We start from the raw sequence: 22955 nt of genomic DNA on the forward strand, positions 1-22955 counted from the left end.
AACAATTCCCAGGCAAACATTCGCCATTGTCATTCTTCTACCTTAGAACAAATCGTGCGCAGAAATACTCTTATCGAATTTTGTATATTCTACAGGACGTTTTGCAAAGAAATCATCCAGGCTATTAGAATAAATTTCTTCTTCAAACCACAGCATCTTACCACTTTCCTCAGCCGGTACATTGAAGATCGGGTTGATACCAATCTGCTGTAAGCTATCATCTGCTCTCTTCTTCATGAAGTTGATCAGATCTGCTTTCTTAATGACCTCAATTTCACCTTCGTTGAAGATCCAGTCGAGCATCCGGCTTTCAGTGTCAATAGAGAGTTTTACGATATCCACTACCTGCTTTACAGCTTCTGGTGTAAAAATATCAGGATACTCTTCTTTCACCTTGCTAATCAGGTAAATACCTGCATTTGCGTGAATCTGCTCGTCTACGGAAGTCCAGGCGATGATGTTGCTCACATTCTTCATCAGGCCTCTGAAGCGGGTAAATGACAGTACGATGGCGAACTGGGAGAACAGGCTCACATTTTCGATCAGTAAACTGAAGAGGATCAGGGAGATAGTATACTCCTTCTTGTCATTAGATTTCGCATTTTCCAGGGCGGAAGACAGGTAGCTGATACGCTCCTGGATAATTGGTACTTTCATCAGTTCGGTGAACTCATCATTGTACCCCAGTACCTCCAGCAGGCGGGAATACGCTTCTGAGTGACGGAATTCACATTCTGCAAAGGTAGAACCCAGGCCATTCATCTCCGGTTTTGGGAAATGCTGGTACAGGTTACCCCAGAATGATTTCACAGCTACTTCTACCTGTGCGATAGACAGCAGGCTGTTCTTTATAGCGCTTTGTTCTGGTATAGATAGGTGGGCATGAAAATCCTGAATATCAGCTGTAAAATCCACTTCTGAATGCACCCAAAAAGATTTGTTAATCGCATCAGTATACTGGAGAACCTCCGGATACTCAAATGGTTTGTACTGAACCCTCTTGTCAAATAATCCCATGTCTGATTTTCTTTAAACTTTAAACAATGTCAGAACAGATGATAATAAAAATACATTTATCATGTCCGGAAGCAAATGTCCCGATTAAAATAAAGAGTGGTAAAAAAAGAAATCAACATATGGGGATAATCAGTTTTTGGAATGATCGTTTTCCCTGCCAGTACTGATTTTGGGTTAGTTTGAGGGCTTGGGGCCGGCGGGGGTGATATTATATTTAATTAATATGCCTTTAACAAGTAGTTTCCGTTTACGATTCCATATGATATAAAAAAGGCAGTCAAACGAATGACTGCCTTTTTGCTTTTAAAACCGGATTGTGCAAACTACAGGAAAATGATCTGAAGGAAAACGTAAATCCTTTGAATCGGTTAATACCCCGTAGTCCAGCACTTCTATATTATCGTTTACGAACACAAAATCTATTCTTCCCTCTGTCACCACTCTGGTCCAGTTATGGTATTTAAAATCCTGGAAGGTGCTGTCAGGGCCATAAGGTGGGGTCTTGGTTACCAGTTTTGCATCTCTGAACTGGTTTACAATAGTACCATATGCGCTGGTAGCCGGATCTGAATTAAAATCGCCGGTGATGATAACAGGTGTACGGCTGTCGGACAATGCATGGATCTTCTCCAGGATCATCTTTGCTGAATTTTCTCTTGCCTGCACCCCTTCATTATCGAAGTGGGTATTGAAGAAATAAAAATCCCTGCCGCTTGCCTTTTCACTCAGGTGTGCCCAGGTACAGATGCGGATATAAGCTGCATCCCAGCCTTTGGAAGGCACATCAGGTGTAGGTGAGAGCCAGAAATTACCTGATTGCAGCAATTCATATTTATCTTTGTTATAAAAAATAGCAGAGAACTCCCCTCCTTCTTTCCCGTCATTTCTGCCTACCCCTACATGCGCATAAGTACCCATGGCTTCCAGGTCATGCATCTGGTCGATCAGGGCTTCCTGCACGCCAAATACATCGAATTTGTGATACCTGATCAGGTCACGTACCATATCTTTCCTGTGCGGCCAGGCATTTGCGCTATCATAAGCGATATTGAGGCGCAGGTTGAAAGTCGCTACTTTCATGGTCGTGATCTCCTGGTGGACCAGGTGTGGTGCTATTTCTTTTTGCCAGATGCGGTAGCCTACAGGTTTCATGTGCAGCTGATCTTCCTTGAAGATGGCAGGATTGAGCGGCATCATTTTGCTGTATACATCTACGAATGAGGTATTGGGTTGGGTAGCCAGGAATTTCTGAATCGCCTTATTGCTCTTCACTGTTTCCGCCAGCAATCTTGCGCGGCTCGGGCTTGGTTTGATAGAAATATAGGTCACCGGGATGGTGGGCATCTTTGCCCTGATCATTGAAAACAAGGTCTGGAAGCGTTTTAGCACCAGGGGCGCTTTCACTGTATCGGAAGCCAGGTCATTCTCTCCACAATAAATAACAATCTGTTTTGGATGATAAGCAAAGATCACATCATCCGCATAGTGCATTACATCGAGCAGGTTCGATCCCCCGAAACCCCTGTTAATAATACGGTGCCCCGGAAAATAATAGTTGACATCCTGCCAGTAGGTAAAGGACGAACTACCAATGAAGAGAATTTCATTGCCTGTAGGAATGTCAATTGAGTCCTGTTTTTTGAATGCCTGAATATCGTTGTAATACGGATATTGCTGTTGGGCAAAAGCAGTGCTGAATACACAGATGCAAATAATTGCAGCAAAAATTCTTCTCATGGAATATACTTTGGTATATAGTGTTAAGATGCCGCAAACTTACCCCATGAAAAGAAAAAAAAATCTATTGCTCACTACGTGAACGCATGACGATAGTCGTACTGTCACGTTTTATTACCTCTGTATTCAGCACGGTAGAGAGCACAAAGAGTGCATCATCCAGTGAAGAAATAAGAATAGGACCGTTGACCATCCTGTCGTTCAGTGCAGGATCTTCCATGATTATTTTCTTTCCAAAATTGTCTTCCAGGTAAATAAGGATATCGCTCACCTTTGGATCCTGTAAAAGCAGGCGCTGATTTTTCCAGGCACTGAACTTTTCAGGAGATGTATTGCCGGTCACTGATTGCTCCTCCTTATCGTTATAGGAGACAATCTGGCCCGGTTTCATAATAATATCCTGCTCCCTGCCATTGGCGAAGCTAAGCCTGATCTTACCGCTTTGCAATACGATTTCCGTCTTGCTGCGCCGCTGCCTGATATCAAAGACTGTTCCGAGTACGGTGACCGTCAGGCCTTTGGTATGCACCAGGAATTTGCTGTTGATATGTTTTACATTAAACAGCGCTTCCCCTTCCAGCCAAACCTCTCTATCCTTGTAGGTGATTTTGGAATTGGCATTCAGGTCTACCTGCGACCCATCGGGCAGCATAACCTGCTTCAGCTCCCCAAAACCGGTGCGGGCTACAAGCTGGCTATTATTACCAGAGCGCAGCACAAACCAGGTACCCCCGATCACGATGGCACCGGCTACTACTGCTGCTGCCCTGAGCAGGATGCGGCGGATGGCCGGTTTTCTTTCCGGCAAAGCCTGGATCTGTTCTAAATGTTTCTCCCAACTGGCGGTTATTGCTTCATCTGCAGGCGTGTGGGTTACAAACGACAGATTCTCCAGGTACAGGCGGGCATTCGCAATGGTTTCCTTTTGCTGAGGAACGGTGTTGATCACCTGCTGCCAAAACGCATCCAGCTCCGCCGACGGCCGGTATACCCACTCCAGGAAATAGCTATCCGTCAGGAAATCGCTTTCCTTAAAGTGAAGATATCTGTTTGATATGGCTTCTTTATTCATTCTAATATGTATAGTACAAGGGAGCGCCGATTTTACCCCACACGGTTAAAAAAAATTTAAACAAAAAATAATACAAAGAAGATGGTAAACTTCTCTTTTAATGCTAAGAGACTCCTGGCCATGATCTTATAGGTCGCTTTTACTGATATATTCAGGATGGATGCCACCTCCTTGTAGGACAGGTCTTCGTAATACATGAGAAAAATCGCCTCCAGCTGTCTGCCCGTGAGTGTTTTGATGGCCTTTTGTAATTTGATCTGCAGCTCTTCGCTCAAATCATTATTGACGATCACGTGCTCACCGGAGAATTCATAGTCCTCATCGGCAGACTGATTAAAGACCATTTTTTCGTGCTGCCGGATCTTCCTGATAAGCACGTAACGGAAGGAGGAATACAGGTAAAAATTGGGCGAATCCACATGGGAGAGCTTTTCCCGCCTTTTCCACAGGTCCAGGAAAACCTCCTGGATACTGTCTTCTATCAGGTAGGTATTGGTGGTAAACTTCCTGCCGTAATTATAAAACCGCTTGTAGTATTCTTTGTACAATCCGGAGTAGGCCTCGATATCGCCATTCATAATATGCTTAAAAACCGGATTGTCCATCTTTGAAATAAATGATTTGTGGAATAAGGACACAAAATTATCAAAAAATAAATACCACCCATTTTAAAGATAGGCTCTTATGTTAACTAATTGTTACCGAGCTTTGCAGGAGAAATAAATTTTATTACCACAACATTCTGATTGTCATTATCTTGTGCTGCTTTAAATGAGCAGAAAAAAGAATACGTGTATTTTGTACACTCGTTAATGCAGCGAAATAATTACCAAAGCGTGGGGTAATTTTTTCAGTCTCACACACTTCATCTGCAAAAGGAGTAGTTCCACTTTATTTAAACGAAAAAAAACGACAACTATGACGCTGCGCTATTTTAAGCGGTTACTTGTGGTACTGTTGCTGGCTGTAGCTGGTCAGACGTACGCACAAAAAGCTGTCCCTGTAATTGATGCCTTGAAAGCAATTACCCGCGAGTACAAAACTGATTTTGTCTACGATCCGCAGGTAGTAAAGAAAAAAACCACCACCTACAACATCAGCAACTTTGGGGGAAAGAAGCTGGAAGACGTTTTAAAAGGAATCTTATATCCTAACGATCTTGTATTTCTGTACGTAAAACCTAATTACTACACCATTGTAGAAAAAGACAGAGTAGGAGAATACCAGGCTCCCTCCAAAAATGTAAGTAATGAGGAAAAAACACCTGTTCCCGTTGTGCAAAAGATTAAAGTAAGCGGTATCGTGACCGATGGCACGCTGCCGGTACCGAATGTGACCGTCATGGAAAAAGGTTCCAACAATGGTACCATGACGAAACCTGATGGCAGTTATTCTATCACCGTAGCCAACCAGCAGGCCACCCTGGTTTTTTCGATGATCGGCTTCGCCACCCGTGAAGAAGTGGTGGGCGAGCGTAGCAACATTGATGTAAAACTGGAGGGTTCCAACAAGCAACTGGGCGAGATAGTCGTAACCGCCCTCGGTGTAAAGCGTGATGAAAAAGCATTGGGTTATGCCGTGCAATCTGTAAAAGGGAATACCCTGCAGACTGTAAAAGGCGTAGACCTCGGTACATCCCTAACTGGTCACGTATCCGGTTTGAATGTCAAGAACTCCACTGAGTTCAACGGCACCCCTACCCTGGAAATGCGTGGTGAAACACCCCTGCTGGTGATCGATGGCGTACCATATGGAAATATGACTATGCGTGATATCCCCACTGACGACATCGAAAGCATCAACATGCTGAAAGGTCCTACCGCTGCGGCATTGTACGGTTCCCGTGGAGCAGCAGGTGCGGTGATGATTACCACCAAACGCAGCAAGGAAGAGAGCCTGAGCATAGATGTTAACAGCACCACCATGTTTAACCTGGGTTACCTCGCCATCCCGAAAGTACAGTCTTCTTATGGTCATGGCCTGGATGGCAAAATCGCTACCGACTATGTATGGGGTCCAAAGCTGGACATCGGTCAGACAGCCACGCAATGGAATCCTGTTACCAAACAGAATGAAACCATGCCACTGGTATCAAGCGGGAAAGATAACCTAAAGCACTTCATGCAAACAGGTGCTATTACCAACAACAGCATCAGCGTAACCAGGGGTAGCAAAAATGGCTTCTTCAGGGCAGGGCTGAACCACATCTATAATAAAGGTCAGTTCCCCAACCAGAAGCTCAACATCATTAACTATACCATGAGCGGCGAACTGAAAGCAGGTGACAAATTCACCCTCGAAAGCCACATGGGATATACCCGTACCACCGCTCCCCAGCTCTGGGGGAGTGCATATAACCAGCAGGGTTATATCTACCAGCTCCTCATGTGGACCGGCCCGGATTACGATATCCGTCAGTATAAAGACTACTGGGTAACTCCTAACCAGAAGCAAAACTGGCTGTACACATCCTGGTACGATAACCCTTACCTGATAGCGTATGAAAAACTGAGAAGTACTGAGCAGAATAAAATGAATGCAAGTCTGTCCATGACCTACAACTTCACAAAAGATCTGAAGCTCATGTTCAGGAACGGTTATGACTATTACAAGAATGAAGATATCGTGCGCAACCCTGCCGGCATCAACTCTACCAGGGGTATTACCATCGGCAATACATTTGGCTTCGACTGGAGCGGCAAAGGTTTATACGGCCAGAACCAGAGCTGGGGAAACAGTATCAACAGCGACCTGCTGCTGACCTATAACAAGCAGGTGAGAAAATGGAATTTCGATGCCCTCGGCGGTGCGAGCATATTCTATTACAAACAAAGGGAACAGGGTGCTAAGACCAGGAACGGTTTGGCAGTACCCGGCTGGTATTCCCTGGCCAATGCAGTGCCCTCTACCACTGCCGGCGTAGATGGTATCGTGAACAACTACGGTACCTGGGCAAAACAAACGAACTCTCTCTATGCGAAAGCCACCCTCTCCTGGAACAGCGCTGTCTTCCTGGATATCACGGGCAGAAACGACTGGAGCTCTACACAGGCAGAAGATGCACGTTCTTACTTCTACCCTTCTGTAGCTACGAGCGTGCTGATGTCCGAGTTCATTCAAATGCCTAAATGGATCGACCTGTGGAAAATCAGGGGTTCATGGACCATGACCAAGACACCACTGGATGTATATGCCAATAACCTGGCTTATACCATCAATAACAGCTGGGGTACACTGAGTGCAACAACTCCTGATAACCTCTCCGGCAGCAACCTGCTTCCGACTACTACCAGGACCTGGGAATTCGGTACCGCAGCTTACCTGTTCAGCAAGCGCCTGCATGTGGATGTGGCCTACTTCACTAAGCTGTACTACAACAACCAGATCTCCCAGACACTGGCACCATCTTCAGGTTATGCCACTACGCTGATCAATACGAAAGAGACCTATGCCCGCCGTGGTGTGGAAATTACCCTGGATGGTACCGTGATGAAGAAAGGTAAATTCATGTGGAATTCTATGCTGAACTTCTCTACGCAGAACAGGTACTTTGTAGACATCGACCCGGTATATTCTGCCAAGAACCTGTGGACTAAAAAAGGAGGCCGTAAAGATGTATTAGCTTATACAGAAAAGGCGCTCAGAGATCCGCAGGGCAATGTGATTCACCAGGGTGGCTTGCCAATGCTGAGCAGCTATACACAACAATATGGTTATACCGATCCTAACTTCGTATTCGGGTTTATCAACAACTTCACTTACGGTCACTGGACACTGGGCATCAGTGTCGACGGTCGTATAGGCGGTAAGATGTATGACTATATCTATTCAAAGATGTTTGATACGGGTTCCAATCCGGAAACAGACAACAACCACCGTTATGATGAAGTCGTGAATGGGCTGAAAAATTATGTAGGGAATGGTGTGAAGGTCGTAAGCGGTACCGCCACCTATGATAACAACGGACAGATTACCAGCGATACCCGTACCTATGCACCCAATGACGTAGCCGTAAGTTACCAGGCTTATGCCCGTAAATGGGGTAACTCCTACCAGAACGGGGTAATGAGCAAGAGTTTTGTAAAGGTGCGTGAGATTTCACTGGCCTACATGGTGCCACAGACATGGTTTGGTAAATCAGGCATTAAGAATGCTTCCCTGGCACTGACAGGGCAGAACCTCTTCCTGTTCACCAAATTCAAATACTCAGATCCGGATGTAGACACAGAAAACATGAATGCGCCTGCGCAACGCATGGTGGGTGTAAACGTTAAGGTTGGCTTCTAAAAATATACAAACATGACTAAGCATATATCTTTAATAGCGGCGATTGCCATTGGTTTAAGCAGCTGTACTAAAAAGTTCGACGACATCAACACCAATCCGGATAAAGCGACATCCGCTTCATCAGAATGGCTGGCAACGAACATCCTCACTTCGGTGACATCCAGCGATATATCATTCAATAACAACTTCCGTCAGCCATATACCCTGGGTAAATACATTGGCTGGACAGAAAAGGTGAGTGATTACCAGTACAATAAAATGGTAAGAGTAGACTTCGGCAGATTGCTGGTACTGCGTGATGTGGCACCGATGATTAAGAATGCCACTACGACTGAGTTGAAAAATACCTATGATGGTTTTGGCCACTTCATCCGTGCCTGGCAGTTTTTCCAGACGACCATGCAGGTAGGTGATATTCCTTACTCAGAGGCGATTCAGGGATCTACAGGAGTGATACAGGCCAAATATGATACCCAGAAAGAAGTGTTCCAGGGTATTCTGAGGGAACTGGATCAGGCAGATTCGCTGCTGACCAATGGGGTGAATTTCTCCGGCGATTTCATCTACAGTGGCAATGTAGATAAATGGAGAAGACTGGCCAACAGTTTCCAGCTGTATGTATTGATTAATCTCTCTAAGAAGACAACTGATGCGGACCTGAATGTGATCAATAAATTTAAGACAGTGGCAGCACGTCCGCTGATGAGGGATTTCAAAGACAACTTCGCAGTGACCTATACTGCTTCTGCAGGTTATGCCTATCCATGGAGTAATACAGCCGCACAGCTGAACTCCTTCCTGGATTACCCGGTGCTGTCCTCTTATCTCCTGGACCCAATGAAAGCTACGGCAGACAGGCGTGTGTTTTATATGGCAGAGCCTTCTCCTGCACAAATTTCCGCAGGTTTAACGGCGGCTGATTATAATGCTTACCTGGGTATAGATCCGGCTGATGAACTGGGTACTATTGTAACGAATAATAACACGGGCAAAGCCTGTCGTGTAAATAAACGTTATGAACAGATGTACAATGCGGAACCTGTAGGCCTGCTGAACTACTGGGATATCCAGTTTATCCTGGCGGAGGCGACTGTGCGTGGCTGGATTTCAGGAACAGATGCGCAGACTTACTATGCTAATGGTATCAAGGGGCATATGAACTTCCTGGCTAATTATGCTCCGGCAAGCTATGCACATGGTATGGCGCTGGATGAGGCATACATCAATGCATTTCCCGCTACAGTAGCACTGACAGGTAGTGTGGAGAACCAGATCAAACAGATCATTACGCAGAAATATATAGCAGGGTTCTTCCAGAATTCAGATTATAATGCCTGGTATGAAAACAGGCGTACAGGGTACCCGGTGTTTACATTGAACACGGCTACTAACCTGAATACACCTGCTTCTTCCTTTCCTTTAAGATGGATGTACCCACAGAAGGAGCTGGATTATAATGCGAAGAATGTAACGAAGGCTTTGACAGATCAATATGGGGGGAATGATGATCCGAGTGCAGCAATGTGGTTGTTGAAATAAACGGGGCTTTGCATAAAAAACAGAGGTTGTATCAAAAGTAAAATTTAAGGGAATTATACCCCGGAAATTTTACTTTTGATACAACCTCTTTGTTTACTTGTTATGTGCTATAAACAAGGGCCATTGGTGCTCTCTCACCAATACATCGGCCATACTAGGCCTGAACAACATAGATAAAGCATTTCGCTGGTAGGCTCCTAAAATCACGAGGGATTCCAGTGCCTGTTCTCTCAGGTAATGTGCTATTTCCACTTCCGGTTGTCCTTTCAGCGATACGAAATGTGCCTGTGGGGCATGCATCTCTATCAGCTCTTTCACCATTCCTTCGTAAGGCAATTCCCGGGTATGATTCGCCGTCTGCACAGTGACTACATTCAATGGCAATGCATTGAACACTGGCAGGATATAGGAGAACATTTTAAAAGCGAAGATTGAAACAGGGGAGCCGTCATACAGCCAACAGATCTTCCGTACATCGGTAAAATGCCTGGGTAACAATAAAACCGGGCATTTTGCATTCGTCAGGATATCTTTTACAAATGGCGTAGGCGATTCTTCCGTGAAGGGGTTCATCGTTTCGCTGGCATCTATCAGCAGCATATCTGCATACCTGCTTTCTTTAAGGATACTTTGCGTAACGGCATCGCTGCCGCGGCGCACGTTGTAATGAATACCTGCATGCTGGCAGGCACGTTCAAATTGCATAGAGCCATCCATATTTCTACGTCCTCCCCCACCGGCATATGCAAACTCCATCTTTTCAGAAAACACACCTGTAATGGTTGCATTATGCTGCAAGCCCATTCTGATTGCATATTGCAGGGTACTGTCGCTAAATTTGGACCCGTCGAAAACAGCCACTATCTTTTTCATAACCTTGGAATTTAAAATAACGCTTTATTTATGCGCAATAAATACAGGATACCTGTACTCTGAAATATAACTGGTGCAAAAACTTCTCTTAAATAAATTGGACAAACCCGAGCGCCCGAAAGCGCCTGTGACCAGCATGGGTTTGGAGATAGCTTCCAGGAATGCGGGCATCTCCTGCTGTTCTAACTGCAGAAAGGTAAGATCTTTGAAATGCCGGCAGGCCAGCTCTTTCATATAATCTTCGTCCGGCATTTCCGGCTGGTGTTTCAGCGTAGCATACACCAGTGTAGTATTGCAATCACAAAGATCGCTGAAGAGGTAAGAAAACATTTTGATGGCGAAGACCGATGAGCGGGTGCCATCATACGCAAGTATGACATTTTCCGGATAGTCGAATTTTTCCGGTGCCACGATGACGGGACATTCTGTATCATGCAGGATGTCGCGCAGGTATTCGCTGGGTACTTCGAGCCGGAGATTCTCATAGAACTTCTGGCTCCCCAGGATCATCAGATCTGCGAACCTGCTTTCTTTCTGTAATTTCGAAATGGCATACGGCGAATGATCTTTGTGTACACGGAATTCAATATTATTCCTGACACACTCATCTTCGAACCGTTGAATATTTTCATCTACCTTGTCTTCATCAATTTCAATCTGTAATGGAACATAGAGTCCGCCGCCGCCGAATACATACCCTAAGCCTGAAAAATCAAGTTCAGGTAAGAAGGCGCCAACCAATAGGATCTTTTCACTTTCATTCAATCTTTTAGCCAATCCAAATGCTCCATTAGAATAATGTGTGCCATCAAAGGCAACTATTACTTTTCTCATGGCTTTTTGAATTAAGAAATGAACAATTGGGGAACGCCTTCAATTTCATTAAAACGACCGGTAAAAAATATGACGGTCATCAATCTAATAAATGACCCTGCTTAGTTTATCTACGTCCAGAATAAAAATGACTCCTTTCTTGATATCAATCAGTTGCTCATCTCTGAAGTCTGACAAGGTGCGGGCAAAGGATTCTTTGGCCACGCCTGCCAGTGCGGCGAGATTGCTTCTGCTGATGCGGATGCCTTCGTTGTTGTATTTCTTATTAACTGCCAATAGGGTGTCTGCCGTCTTTTTCCTTAGTGAATCATAAGCCACTTTCAATAATTGCCCTTCCTTATCGTCTACGTTCTGAGCGAGAATTTTAATGAGTTGCCCCTGGGCATAATTGTTTTCTGCGACCATACGGTCAAAGTCTGCATTGGGTATCACGGCGAGCTCCACATCATCTACCGCTTCCGCGCTTTCATGGTAGCAGGTTTTGTTGATGAGCGCCACGTGCCCGAGGAAGCCTTCATTGTATAAAGCAGTGATCAGTTCACGACCATCTTCGCATACTTTAAATGTTTTGACTTTTCCTTTAAGGATATAGAACAGGCAGGAAGGATGATTACCCTCCTGGTAAATGAGTTGTTTGTTTTTGTAATAGCGGACATTCCTGTTTTTGATCAGGTCTTGCAATGGATCGTCCAGCAGGACATTGCCTTTTTTAACCGCAGATTTTTTCAGTCTGCATTCAATCGAGTTTAACAGTTCCGAAGATTCAAAGGGTTTGGTAATATAGTCGTCTGCACCAAGGTCCATTCCTCTCCGAACCTCCGCCCGGTCGGACCTGGAAGTTAGAAAAATAAATGGAATACTACTGGTTTCCTTATTATTGTTTAGCACCTGGAGGACGACAAACCCATCTAATATAGGAAGTGTCAGGTCACAAATAATAAGGTCAGGATGTTTTTCTTCTGCAAGCAAGATCCCCTCTTTACCGTCAACTGCCTCTAATACCGTATAATTTGCCAGCCCAAGTATTTCAACAATTTCCTCCCGTACAGCAGTGTTATCTTCGATAACAAGAATAGTAGACATACAGCTGTGGATTTTTTTTGAGTTCACTCAAAACTACGCACAATCGCAGACCTATTAATTGACTGCTGTCAACTACTAAGGAAATAACAATCTATGATAAATATCAGCTAATGGAATTAATATGACAGAAAATAGGAATTTTTAAGGTTAACCTTGTTATAAGTAAGTTCTTCGTTGCCGTTTGTATGATATATGCCCCGATTGGATGCATTTAAGATGGCATGAGCAGCAGCGGTGTCCCATTCCATGGTTGGGAAGAGTCGTGGGTACAGATCGGCCTTGCCTTCGAGCAGGAGCATGAACTTGAGGGAGCTGCCCATAGAGGTAAGGCTGACATGGGAGAATTGGGCGATGAAGTCTTTGGTTTCGTCTGTCAGATTCCGGCGGGAGGCAATGATGGTGATGGAAGGTTTATTTAATAAGTCCTGTAAAGTGGCAGGTTCCTTCTTCGGGTTGATGAGGATATTATTCTTATATACGCCTGTTTCTTTGCTACCATAATATAAGTCGCCCAATACAGGGGCATAGACTACACCGGCTATGGGCTTATTTTTATGGATCAGGGCAATATTGACGGTGAACTCTCCATTTTTACTGATGAATTCTTTTGTACCATCGAGGGGGTCTACCAGCCAGAAATACTCCCATTGGGACCGGGTTTGATAATCCTGGTGCAGACCTTCTTCTGATAAGATGGGGAGATGAGTGGGGGTAAGATATTCGCTGATGATAGAATGGGCAGCCTTGTCGGCAGCGGTGACGGGTGATTCGTCTGCTTTCTGTTGCGTATCAAAATTATCTGATTCGTACACGGCTAAAATGGCCTTGCCGGCGGCATAGGCAGCTTCCGTTGCGGTTGCTAATAATTGTTTGATCATGCGCAAAGATAAAAAAGAGTGGGTAGAGAAATCCACCCACTTGTAACCTTTGGAACAAAATGCTGTATGAACTTCAATCGAAGCATTTAGCGATTCAAAGTACCACAGATTTAGCTCCGGAAACAATAATGACCATCACATCTTCAGGAGGAATCAATCAATCATTATTGTCATTGAAATCATGTTATTCAAGAACGTCGAGGCACTGCATGGTTTTGTAGCCAGCAGCGACTTTTCTGCCCTTGGTGGTTTTAGTTAATAAGAAGTTGACAGTGGTTCCAATTATTGTAAGGCATGCAATAAAGGAGATTGCTTTGATGTACTTTTTCATGATTGTACAGGTTTACGATATGAAGTTAGGATGGGGATGGATGGTGGGGAATGATGGTCCTCAATGGGGGGATTGATTAGGGTCAGGGGATCTATAGTATTGATTTTCATTTTTTTAAATAGCATTAACGCTAAGTCAGGGCTCATTTTTATAAAAATAGTACGCTTCTTTGTTGGTAAGCATTTGCAATATTCAATTTCAGCTCCTACCTTTGCGCAAATTCTCCAACATGAAATTTGCATTCAGAACAGCCGTCTTAAGACACCAGATGTAACTACCCGGTTACTGATGTTCTGATCTATTCATATTTACACTCTCTTTTATTTATTTTATCTGCATCCCGCAAGGGATACCTATTTCAACTTTTTCATGAAACTGAAAGAAATCTCAGCATTCTTATGCATTTACATTATCTGGGGTACCACATTTTTAGGCATTTCGTATGCGCTTAAGGGTTTTCCGCCATTTATTTTATTAGGACTCCGGTTTACTACTGCAGGGGTATTGTTGTTGTCATGGCTGATGTATAAGGGAGAAAGACCTGTACACCTGGACACCTGGAAGCAGAACAGCATTTCGGGGGTATTGATCCTGACGATGGGGATCGGGAGTCTGACCTATGCGGAACAATATATCAGCTCTACAGAGGCGGCTATTGTGGCGGCGCTGGAGCCATTCTGGTTTATGCTGATTGATAAGAAAAGCTGGAAGTACTATTTTGCTAATAAGATCTCTGTACTGGGCATTATTATCGGTTTTGCGGGTTTGCTGATTTTCTTTAAGGATAGCCTGGCAGTGCAGGCGGGCATGGATCATGGCAGGACGGTAGGTTTTATGGTGATGGTGTTTGGAACGATAGTATGGGTGCTGGGGGCGTTTCATTCCAAGAAGCCGACGAAGGCGTCTTTGCTGATGAATGTGTCACAGCAGTTGTTTATTGGGGGTGTGATTAGTCTGGCGATAGCATCGATGAAAGGGGAATGGCAGATTATCAATTGGGGGGCTATTCCTTTGGCTTCATGGAGTGCGCTGGTATACCTGATCTTTTTTGGGTCGATCCTGGCGCATTTGTCATTTATATGGCTTTTGTCAATAAAACCACCGGCGATGGTGAGTACGCATACATTTATTAACCCGATAGTAGCGGTGCTGGCGGGGACCTTGATAGCCGGGGAGGCGTTGACGGGCGGACAGGCGATTGGGATAACGGTGATAGTTGTGGGGGTGGCGTTGAATAATCTGATGCAGTTTAGGGTGGTGCCGGAGGGGAATTAGATATGTTTACATTTGGATGTTTATAATGAATTGCAAGCCCCGGACTCGTCTCCGGGGTTTAGTTCATCATCAACTGCTCCAATTCCTCTCTGTGTTTTTCTCCCATTGCGCGGTCGTATGGATAGCAGTGAATAATCGCCTCACCTAAGGGAGTTAATTCATATATCACCTTCCATTCTTAAGTTGCATCGCTCTCTGCAGGAACGACTGTCCTGCAATTTTCTCTTCTGCCTGCTCTATTGCCTGCAGCAAATTATGCTCATTATTGGCGATTTCGGCTAGTGCGCCGCCTATTACGTTCCATACCGGGCTCATTTTTTCAACCAGCTCATTCCCTTTTGGCGTTAGCAGGATGAATCGTTTGCGTTCATCTTGCCTGTCCTTTTTCGATTTAATAAGGCCTTGTTTTTCCAACTCTTTCAATAAAGAAATGGTAGATGGATGTGTATAGCCTATTTCATTTGCCAGTTCAACGACGCTGATCATTTTTTTCCGGTGCAGGGTATAGATGACCGGGAACCATTTAGGTTCAAAATCAATATCGAAGAGCTGGTAGATGGCTGCACCATCTTTGCGCAATTGTTCACTGAGCCTTTGTAGCCTGGTAGAGAGTGCCAGCACTCCCACTTCGTTGATCACGTTGGTTTTTGCCGGATTTAGATCCAGTGAATAGAAAACGTTATCGGCGCTCATTAAGGGGAACCTGGGCGGCAACATGTATTTTTCAATCCGCTGAAACTGGTTGCGCTCATAAAAACGCTGTGCTGCTTTTAATATGGAGACTGTGCCCAGATATAAATGATGAATTAGCTGCTCTTTGCAAAAAGCAATCAGGCCCTCCAGCAATTTCTGCGCAATATTCAGTTCCTTGCCCCTGTATGCCTGTTTTACGAACATTTTCCTGATAGCCGCGGAACCTGAATCAAATTTCACCATGGCAATGGTGCCAGCCAATTCACCATTAATGAATGCGCCCCAGAAATTACCGCCGCTTTTGATATAGAAGTCTTCGATATTCAAAAGATCCGGTTGGTCGCTGATTGTTATAGGAATGTTGAACTCTTTTTGCTGGATATTCAAAACCAGATCGATGATTTGCCGGGAATGGGTGTTATTTAAGCATTGGATTTCTATGGGCATGCATTTATGTATTTAACTACGCAAAACTACGTAGTTAAATACATAAATGGAAATAAATTTATGAAAATCAGCCGTTAACACCGGGGGAACGATTGTCCCCCTAGCTGTAAATGGTTATAATTTCCCGATGGAATCCAAAGAGTAATGTTTTTAATTCCTCAGTGGTACCAAAGGTTAATGTCTTTAATTCCTCAGTGGTACCTAAAGGTTAATATTTATAATTTCTCAATGGTACCCAAGGATTAATGTTTATAATTTCTCGATGATACCCAAAGATTTTTGGATCAAAGTCTCCACGGCGGCACCGCCGTCTTTAGAAAATTCCTTCTTCACCCTGTTTGCTACAATCGCACTGATGGACAGGCAATCGTGGCCAAGGATCCTACCCATGCCATAGATCCCGGAGGTCTCCATTTCGAAGTTGGAAATAAAATGCTCCCCGTCTTTGAAGGCAGTAAGCTGATCGAGCAGGTCGGGGTGAGAAAGTTTGCCTCTCAGTGCGCGACCCTGTGGCGCATAAAATCCCGGGCAGGTAATAGTGATACCGGCATGATATCCATCCTTAAATTGATTTGCAAGGGCCTCAGAGGCGCTAAAAAGAGTTGGACTTGCGCTTCCTTCCCTGATAATTACCTGCTTGCTAAAAGCGGCCAAAAGGTCCTTTTCTGCTGCGGTGTTCTCAAACTGGTACCAGGGCAACAGGTTATCCAGGCCCAGGCCATGAGAAGATACAACGAAGCTATCCACAGGTACGCTTGCCTGCAGGGATCCGGAGGTACCCAGGCGGATTACTTTCAGGGCAGTAAGCTGCGGCTTTATCGTTCTGGAATTAAAATCTATATTTACGAGGGCATCCAGTTCGTTCAGCACGATATCGATATTATCTGTACCGATACCGGTCGAAACCACGGAGATTCTTTTTTTACCGATATAACCGGTATGGGTGACAAACTCCCGGTGTTGACGGGTCACCTCCACTTTATCAAAATGTTTGCTCACCACTTCTACCCTATCCGGGTCGCCTACGGTGATGATGGTGTCGGCAAGTTCCTCGGGTCTCACATCCAGATGGTACACGGCTCCGCGGCTATTGAGGATCAGTTCGGATTCTGCAATTCTATTATTTTCCATGAAAAAAATATATTTAGTTTGAAAAATATTTGGCAAATATCAGAAATTTACTACTTTTGCCATCCCAATAATTGATGGGGCAAACAAAAAAATGGTATCGTGGCCGAGCGGCTAGGCTGAGCTCTGCAAAAGCTCCTACAGCGGTTCGAATCCGCTCGATACCTCTGGAACTTGAGATCACAGAAATGTGATCTCTTTTTTTTTGTATCAATTTACAGTTAGGGGGTGATTTGCAGAAAGTTATAATACCCTTCCGGTGAAGTAAAGACTTAGCTTTACCTAGACCTCATATACATAAATCGACAAAAAATGGTTGTTGGTTAATTAATTAATAGAATAGCCGGCCCCGTTAGCCTCATTGAATTGTCCCAATATTTATGTATGTATCCGGTGAAATTGATTTGTAATACGCGTTATCGTATAAACAGAAAGGACACCCAATATGTATTCAGTATTGTGTTAGCCTGAAGGAAAGGACAGTTTGTCACACAAAAATCTATATTCCATTTGACTGCTGGAACAGGAAACTAAGGAAAAGCAGTAATGATATAGTGAAACGCATACAATTACTCATAGAAAAATTCCTGTCAGCATAAATGTTATTCGGTTCTTAGACTTTTTACCGGATCAGTTAGCGCCGCTTTCATGGATTGAAAACTTACTGTTAACACGGCAATCAAAATTGCCAGTATACCTATTCCTGCAAATATCCACCACTGTATGGTAATTCTGTTAGCAAATCCGTCCAGCCATCGGTTCATGCTCCACCAGCATAAGGGCGTGGCAATGATAATAGCTATGAGTATCAGTTTTACGAAATCCTTTGTCAACAATTGCACTATACCTGCTACGCTGGCACCCAGTACTTTGCGGATACCTATTTCCTTAGTCCGTCTGCTGACATTGTAGGCGGTCAATCCCAGCAAGCCCAGGCAGGTAATGAAGACAGTGAATGCTGAGAATATGCTGACAATTTTACCAAACCGGATATCTGCTTTATATTGGCGGTCGTACATTTCATCCATAAAATAATAGTCGAACGGGTGACCGCTGAAATACGACTGCCAGGTTTTTTCAACGGCAGTAAGATCGGCGCGGATATTACCCCCATCCATCTTTAGCAAATAATAGCCATAAGGAGGGTTCTCATCATAAGAGTGGATCATAGGCATCTGGGCTTCTTTCCAGGACCGCTGGCGGTAATTTTTCATCACGCCTACTATCGTGTGATACTTGCTATTGTCAGACTGCAGTGTAATTTTTTCTCCTATAGCGGCTGCAGCTGAGGGGAATCCCAACAAATGGGCAGCTTCTTCATTGATGATGACATCATGCTTGTTTTCTGAACCTGGAAAGAAATTGCGACCAGCTACCATAGTAATTCCCAAAACCGGAATAAAGTCAGCGTCAATAACATAGTGATAATAATTAAATCCCGCATGCATCTCGTCTCCCATCCTTGTGATCGCATTATTTGTATTCATAAATCCTTTATCCAGGCCGGGAACCGAGCCCGCCCAGGCTACCTTTTTAATGCCAGGTATTCCCAGTAACTCGTCTTTAAATGCCATTCTATGCCGCAAACTCAAAGAATCCCATTCTCCTCCGGCGCATCTTACTACCAGTGTTTGTTTAATATCCATACCTATTTGCTGGCTACGGAGGTAAACAAGTTGTTGATATATGATCAAGGCTGCTGCCAGCACTATAATGGCTACTGAAAATTGACTGACCACCAGCGCTTTTCTCAACCAGCTTCCCTTTGGCGTGTTAGTAAAGCTTCTGTTGGTCACGCTCACAGGCTTTACCGCCGATAATACAAAGGCAGGATACAATCCTGATAACAAACAATTGAAAACAAATAACCCGATGCTCATGATCCAGAAACCAGCATCGCTAAAAATGCTGGTGTTGGAGGGTTTGTCAACCAGGTTTAGATAAATGGGCGCTGCTATTTTAATGATGATAAGCGCCAGAACAAATGACAGTATATTGATCAATAGCGATTCTGCCAGAAACTGTTGGATGAGCGATAACCTGGAGGAACCCAATACTTTCCGGATGGCACCCTCCTTAGATCTTTCAACAGACCGGGCTGTGGTTAAATTCACATAATTAATAGAACCTGTTAGCAAGATCAGGCTGGCAATTACCAGCAGAAAATTTACCGTTCTTGCGTCACCATTAATTTCCGGTTCGAATTCTTTATGAGAATACAAATGTATTTTTTTGATAGGTTCCGCTGTGAATACTTCATTTTTCAATTTTTCTTCAGAAAATTTCCTAAGCTTTTGATTAAAGGCAGTAAGATCAACGCCCGGAGACAGTTGCAAATACAGGTAGTTATTATTGCCTGTCCAGCTATCTACTTTATGGCCAAATTTTTCAATAAACGAAAAAGGAAGCAGCACATTTATTTTTAAGTGCGTGTTTTCCGGTACATCTCTGATCACGCCTCTTATGGTTACAATATGCCCTCTAATTTTTAATGTTTGGCCGAGCACATTCCTGTTTCCGAAAAATTTCTCTGCTATCGTTTCCGTAATAACAGCATCCGTGGCCCCCCTCAGCACCGTTTGCTTATTTCCCTGGATGAATTGAAAGTTAAAAATGGAGAAAACAGCGGGATCGGCCGCGAATATTTTATCTATCAGAAAAGCTTTATTTTCCCCGTCGCTCACTTCATTCATTTTAAGATTCTCCATCCTTGCATAATCCACAATTTCAGGTATTCTGAGTTTTAACTCAGGAGCTGCGGCCGGATAGGTTTCAGCATCGGTGGTGACATATTCCCCTCCCCTGTACAGATCGAGCGTTACGCGATAAATATGCTCCGCTTTTTCATGAACGTTTTCATAGCTGTATTCGAATCTTGCATAATGAATAATCAAAAGAGAAGCGGCGATGGCAAGTGCCAAACCGCCTACATTCAGGAGGGAATAAAATCTATCCTTCTGCAAGTTGCGCCAGGCAAAGCGAATATTGTTCATAGAGGTACAGCATTTAAAGCCAACTGTTAGCAACAGCTTTTATGCCATAGTTAATGAGGTTTATTTTCAGGCAGCTAACAAATAGTATAAAATAATTAATTGTCCGGAAACGGACAGTGTGCGTTCTTTTGCGCGCTGGCAAGCAGGTTAAATCGCCATAATGAAAAATCATTTCCATACAACCCCTGGGAACAATGGTTTGCTTTTGGGGTGTATCTTCTTTAGGACTTTCAAAAGTTCATTAGCATTTGAAAAGTGTTGCTAAATCTTCATACGGTTCGTAGGTTCGATAGTCCATTTATTTTATTACTTATACCCTTGTACCTTAAAATACACCCTATTTTACATGAGGGCAAGTATCAAGTGTCAGCTGCGTGGTGATACCATTATTTATATTCTCCCACTTCCATTATGCCTCTTACAATGAGTAAAAATGAAGAGATCAGAGGATAGTAATAAAAAAAATCATTTCCTTTTAAGTTTAGCCCTGCTTTTGCATTCAAGCATGGCACCAAAACTTACCACCTACGGTATCATGAACTGTTGTTGGTTGGCTGCCATGATAAGCTCAGCTACGTTTTTTACATCAAATTTTTGCATGAGATTTCTCCGGTGAGTTTCAATCGTAAGCGGGCTTAAAAAAAGCTCCTGGGCTATAACCTGGCTTGTCTTTCCCTCCGCGATCAATGCTAAAATTTGTTTCTCGCGACGGGTTAATTGAGGCCGGCCACGTAGCTGATTTTGGGATGGGCGACTGATGATCTCTATTACTTCTTTGCTATAACATATATTTCCCCTTATAGCCTCTGAAATACAATTTCTTAACTCTTCAATAGAGCTGTTCTTTAACAGGTAACCACTGGCACCATTTTGAATAGTTTCCATAATAATGCTCCTTTCGGTATGGTTACTTACAACGAGTATAATGGTTTGTACCGATTCCTTTTTTATCATCTTACAAAGGTCCATTCCATTAATATCAGGCAGGGTAATGTCAAGCAGTATCAGATCAAGCCTATTGAGCCTGATAAAAGACAGCAGGTCATTGCCGGTGCCAAAACCTCCTACTATCTGTAAGTTAGCTTCATGTTGGAGTGAGGTCTTTAAACCTTCTATTACAATTGGATGATCATCCACGATAGCGGTAAGTAGTTTATTCATTGCCATTGGTGTTCAGTTCAATATTAACTGTTGTTCCTACATTAGCTGCAGATATAATCTCTAAATGACCTTGTAGAAAAGTAATCCGGTTTTTCAGGTTGTCGAGTCCCATGCCTTTCTTCTTCGCCAGCAGAGCAGTATCAAATCCGATGCCGTCATCTTCAAGCGTTATAAAAAATGTATTTGCATTTTGGCTACACTGTAATATAATGTTATTGGCTTGCGCATGTTTAATGGCGTTTGAAATCAACTCCTGGATAATGCGATAGATACTTAACTGTACATTCAATGCCATATGCTGCTCAAGATTAAACGGTTCAAATGAAATATGCAGCCCATCCCGCATATAAAACTCGCAGAGATCTTTTAGGGCAACCTCCAGTCCAAACTTTAAAAGCGTGTCGGGTACCATATTCCTCGCAATACGACGCAATTCACTTATGGAGCTGTCCAGTTGTTTGATGATTCGGTGCAGGTCGCTGTCCTGCGATATGGCAGGCCGGGTATTGCTCCAGCTGGATAGGCCTATTTTAACACCGGCAAGCATGCCGCCGAGCCCGTCGTGTAAATCACGTGCTACCCGCTCACGTTCATGCTCTTCTCCTTCAAGCATTGCCTTGGTAACTTTAATCTGCTGCTTTTGCCCCATTTCAATGAGCTGTTGTTGGAAGTTGATCTCTTTTTGCCTTGATAAATTCCGGTTGTTTCGGGAAGTTACAGCAACAAAACCCAATATCGTCAGCAGTAATAAGCAGCCTAATCCGAGCATCCAACGATATAAACGATCATTCCTGGCAGCTAAGGAAGCCTGTTTATTTTTTGCTTCCAATGCCGCAATTTTTTGCTGGTTCTGTGCACTCCTGTATTTGGTTTCCAGCTCACTGACTTTTACCTCGGTTTGACTGTTATGGATACTGTCAGATACATCTCTGTAGCGCGCAAGCCAGGTATAAGCCTCTTTATAATCGTGTAGCTTTTCGCTTATTTTGGCCAATTCGGCGAATATGGCTGCCTTGTCATTGCTATTGGCAGTTAGCGTACCTTCTTTAACAATATCCAGTAAAATTTGCTTTGCTTTCCCATAGGCTTTTTGGTGATCATAAACTTCATATTTACGAAACAGGAACTGCTGGTATAATTGTGTTTGGTGATACTTACCCGCCAGCGACATGCCTTTGTCTATACTGCTTAAGGCTTTGTCAAAAGCTTCAGTTGTAATGTAATAAAGCGCTTCGTTAGCATAGTATAATGGATAATTTATAGACTCAGGAAAAGGTGCAAGGAGGGCATGAGCCTTTTGCAACAACTTTTTAGCGGTATCTGTTTGGTGATCATAACAATGAATGCTGACACCGCTTAAATATGCAAATAGCAGGTTGGGCGAACGGGAGTTTTCTTTTTCCAATATATCGATAGCCATCCGGCAGTACAAGCCCGCCTTTGTAAACTGGTAATTGTTCATTAGAATGGTAGATAGCTGAGTATAATAGTAGGCTACCATTACCGGGTTGTCTGCTTTTTCGGCGTTCGGAATGGCATTTTCAAGGGTGATTTTTGTTACAAAATCATAGCCTTTCGTGTCCTTATTCATAAGGGCATAATTAAAC

At 43.7% G+C, this 22955-nt stretch carries 17 protein-coding genes and 1 tRNA gene; 4 read left to right on the top strand and 14 right to left on the bottom strand.

Annotated elements, in window-relative coordinates; all coding sequences use genetic code 11:
- Positions 1-42: 42 nt before the first annotated feature.
- From DXN04_RS29125 to DXN04_RS29140, 4 genes are all read right to left on the bottom strand, one after another.
- A complete protein-coding gene (locus DXN04_RS29125) occupies positions 43-1017 on the bottom strand; it encodes a ribonucleotide-diphosphate reductase subunit beta (RefSeq protein WP_116856945.1) in 975 nt (324 codons plus the stop codon).
- 303 nt (positions 1018-1320) lie between these two features.
- On the bottom strand, positions 1321-2754 hold the full coding sequence (locus tag DXN04_RS29130) for an endonuclease/exonuclease/phosphatase family protein (RefSeq protein WP_116856946.1): 1434 nt from the start codon (positions 2752-2754) through the stop codon (positions 1321-1323).
- Positions 2755-2818: 64 nt separating this feature from the next.
- Positions 2819-3826, bottom strand: coding sequence for a FecR family protein (locus tag DXN04_RS29135; RefSeq protein ID WP_116856947.1), 1008 nt, complete (start codon positions 3824-3826; stop codon positions 2819-2821).
- A gap of 56 nt (positions 3827-3882) precedes the next feature.
- Positions 3883-4431, bottom strand: coding sequence for an RNA polymerase sigma factor (locus DXN04_RS29140; RefSeq protein ID WP_116856948.1), 549 nt, complete (start codon positions 4429-4431; stop codon positions 3883-3885).
- Between the two features lie 313 nt (positions 4432-4744).
- On the opposite strand from DXN04_RS29140, the gene DXN04_RS29145 reads away from it, so the two are divergent.
- Both DXN04_RS29145 and DXN04_RS29150 read left to right on the top strand, forming a co-directional pair.
- Positions 4745-8113, top strand: coding sequence for a SusC/RagA family TonB-linked outer membrane protein (locus DXN04_RS29145; RefSeq protein WP_116856949.1), 3369 nt, complete (start codon positions 4745-4747; stop codon positions 8111-8113).
- A gap of 12 nt (positions 8114-8125) precedes the next feature.
- Complete coding sequence (locus DXN04_RS29150) at positions 8126-9652, top strand: SusD/RagB family nutrient-binding outer membrane lipoprotein (RefSeq protein ID WP_116856950.1); 1527 nt, start codon at positions 8126-8128, stop codon at positions 9650-9652.
- Between the two features lie 93 nt (positions 9653-9745).
- On the opposite strand, the gene DXN04_RS29155 is transcribed toward DXN04_RS29150, so the two are convergent.
- The 5 genes from DXN04_RS29155 to DXN04_RS34960 form a co-directional block, all read right to left on the bottom strand.
- Complete coding sequence (locus DXN04_RS29155) at positions 9746-10525, bottom strand: universal stress protein (protein WP_116856951.1); 780 nt, start codon at positions 10523-10525, stop codon at positions 9746-9748.
- 24 nt (positions 10526-10549) lie between these two features.
- Positions 10550-11359 (bottom strand): adenine nucleotide alpha hydrolase family protein, encoded by an 810-nt coding sequence (locus DXN04_RS29160; RefSeq protein ID WP_116856952.1) that lies wholly within the window; start codon positions 11357-11359, stop codon positions 10550-10552.
- A gap of 84 nt (positions 11360-11443) precedes the next feature.
- On the bottom strand, positions 11444-12442 hold the full coding sequence (locus tag DXN04_RS29165; RefSeq protein ID WP_116856953.1) for a response regulator: 999 nt from the start codon (positions 12440-12442) through the stop codon (positions 11444-11446).
- Positions 12443-12558: 116 nt separating this feature from the next.
- Complete coding sequence (cysQ, locus tag DXN04_RS29170) at positions 12559-13320, bottom strand: 3'(2'),5'-bisphosphate nucleotidase CysQ (protein ID WP_116856954.1); 762 nt, start codon at positions 13318-13320, stop codon at positions 12559-12561.
- A 184-nt stretch (positions 13321-13504) separates the two neighbouring features.
- On the bottom strand, positions 13505-13651 hold the full coding sequence (locus tag DXN04_RS34960) for a hypothetical protein (protein WP_158569225.1): 147 nt from the start codon (positions 13649-13651) through the stop codon (positions 13505-13507).
- Positions 13652-14020: 369 nt separating this feature from the next.
- Here DXN04_RS34960 and DXN04_RS29175 point away from each other — a divergent pair, with 369 nt between their 5' ends.
- On the top strand, positions 14021-14926 hold the full coding sequence (locus DXN04_RS29175; protein ID WP_116856955.1) for an EamA family transporter: 906 nt from the start codon (positions 14021-14023) through the stop codon (positions 14924-14926).
- 165 nt (positions 14927-15091) lie between these two features.
- Here DXN04_RS29175 and DXN04_RS35490 read toward each other — a convergent pair whose 3' ends face one another.
- Positions 15092-16066: a GNAT family N-acetyltransferase gene (locus DXN04_RS35490; protein ID WP_233525713.1), complete on the bottom strand. Its 975-nt coding sequence runs from the start codon at positions 16064-16066 to the stop codon at positions 15092-15094.
- Between the two features lie 249 nt (positions 16067-16315).
- Positions 16316-17197: a nucleoside phosphorylase gene (locus DXN04_RS29185; protein ID WP_116856956.1), complete on the bottom strand. Its 882-nt coding sequence runs from the start codon at positions 17195-17197 to the stop codon at positions 16316-16318.
- Positions 17198-17290: 93 nt separating this feature from the next.
- On the opposite strand from DXN04_RS29185, the gene DXN04_RS29190 reads away from it, so the two are divergent.
- A tRNA-Cys gene (locus DXN04_RS29190) sits at positions 17291-17361 on the top strand.
- Between the two features lie 435 nt (positions 17362-17796).
- Here DXN04_RS29190 and DXN04_RS29195 read toward each other — a convergent pair.
- From DXN04_RS29195 to DXN04_RS29205, 3 genes are all read right to left on the bottom strand, one after another.
- Positions 17797-20187: an ABC transporter permease gene (locus DXN04_RS29195; protein WP_116856957.1), complete on the bottom strand. Its 2391-nt coding sequence runs from the start codon at positions 20185-20187 to the stop codon at positions 17797-17799.
- A gap of 525 nt (positions 20188-20712) precedes the next feature.
- Positions 20713-21348: a response regulator gene (locus DXN04_RS29200; protein ID WP_233525714.1), complete on the bottom strand. Its 636-nt coding sequence runs from the start codon at positions 21346-21348 to the stop codon at positions 20713-20715.
- A complete protein-coding gene (locus tag DXN04_RS29205; RefSeq protein ID WP_158569226.1) occupies positions 21341-22939 on the bottom strand; it encodes an ATP-binding protein in 1599 nt (532 codons plus the stop codon). Before DXN04_RS29205 ends, DXN04_RS29200 begins: the two co-directional genes overlap by 8 nt.
- Positions 22940-22955: the final 16 nt, after the last annotated feature.

Origin of the sequence: Chitinophaga silvisoli, from assembly GCF_003412465.1 — a bacterium.
GTDB classification, from domain to species: Bacteria; Bacteroidota; Bacteroidia; order Chitinophagales; family Chitinophagaceae; genus Chitinophaga; species Chitinophaga silvisoli.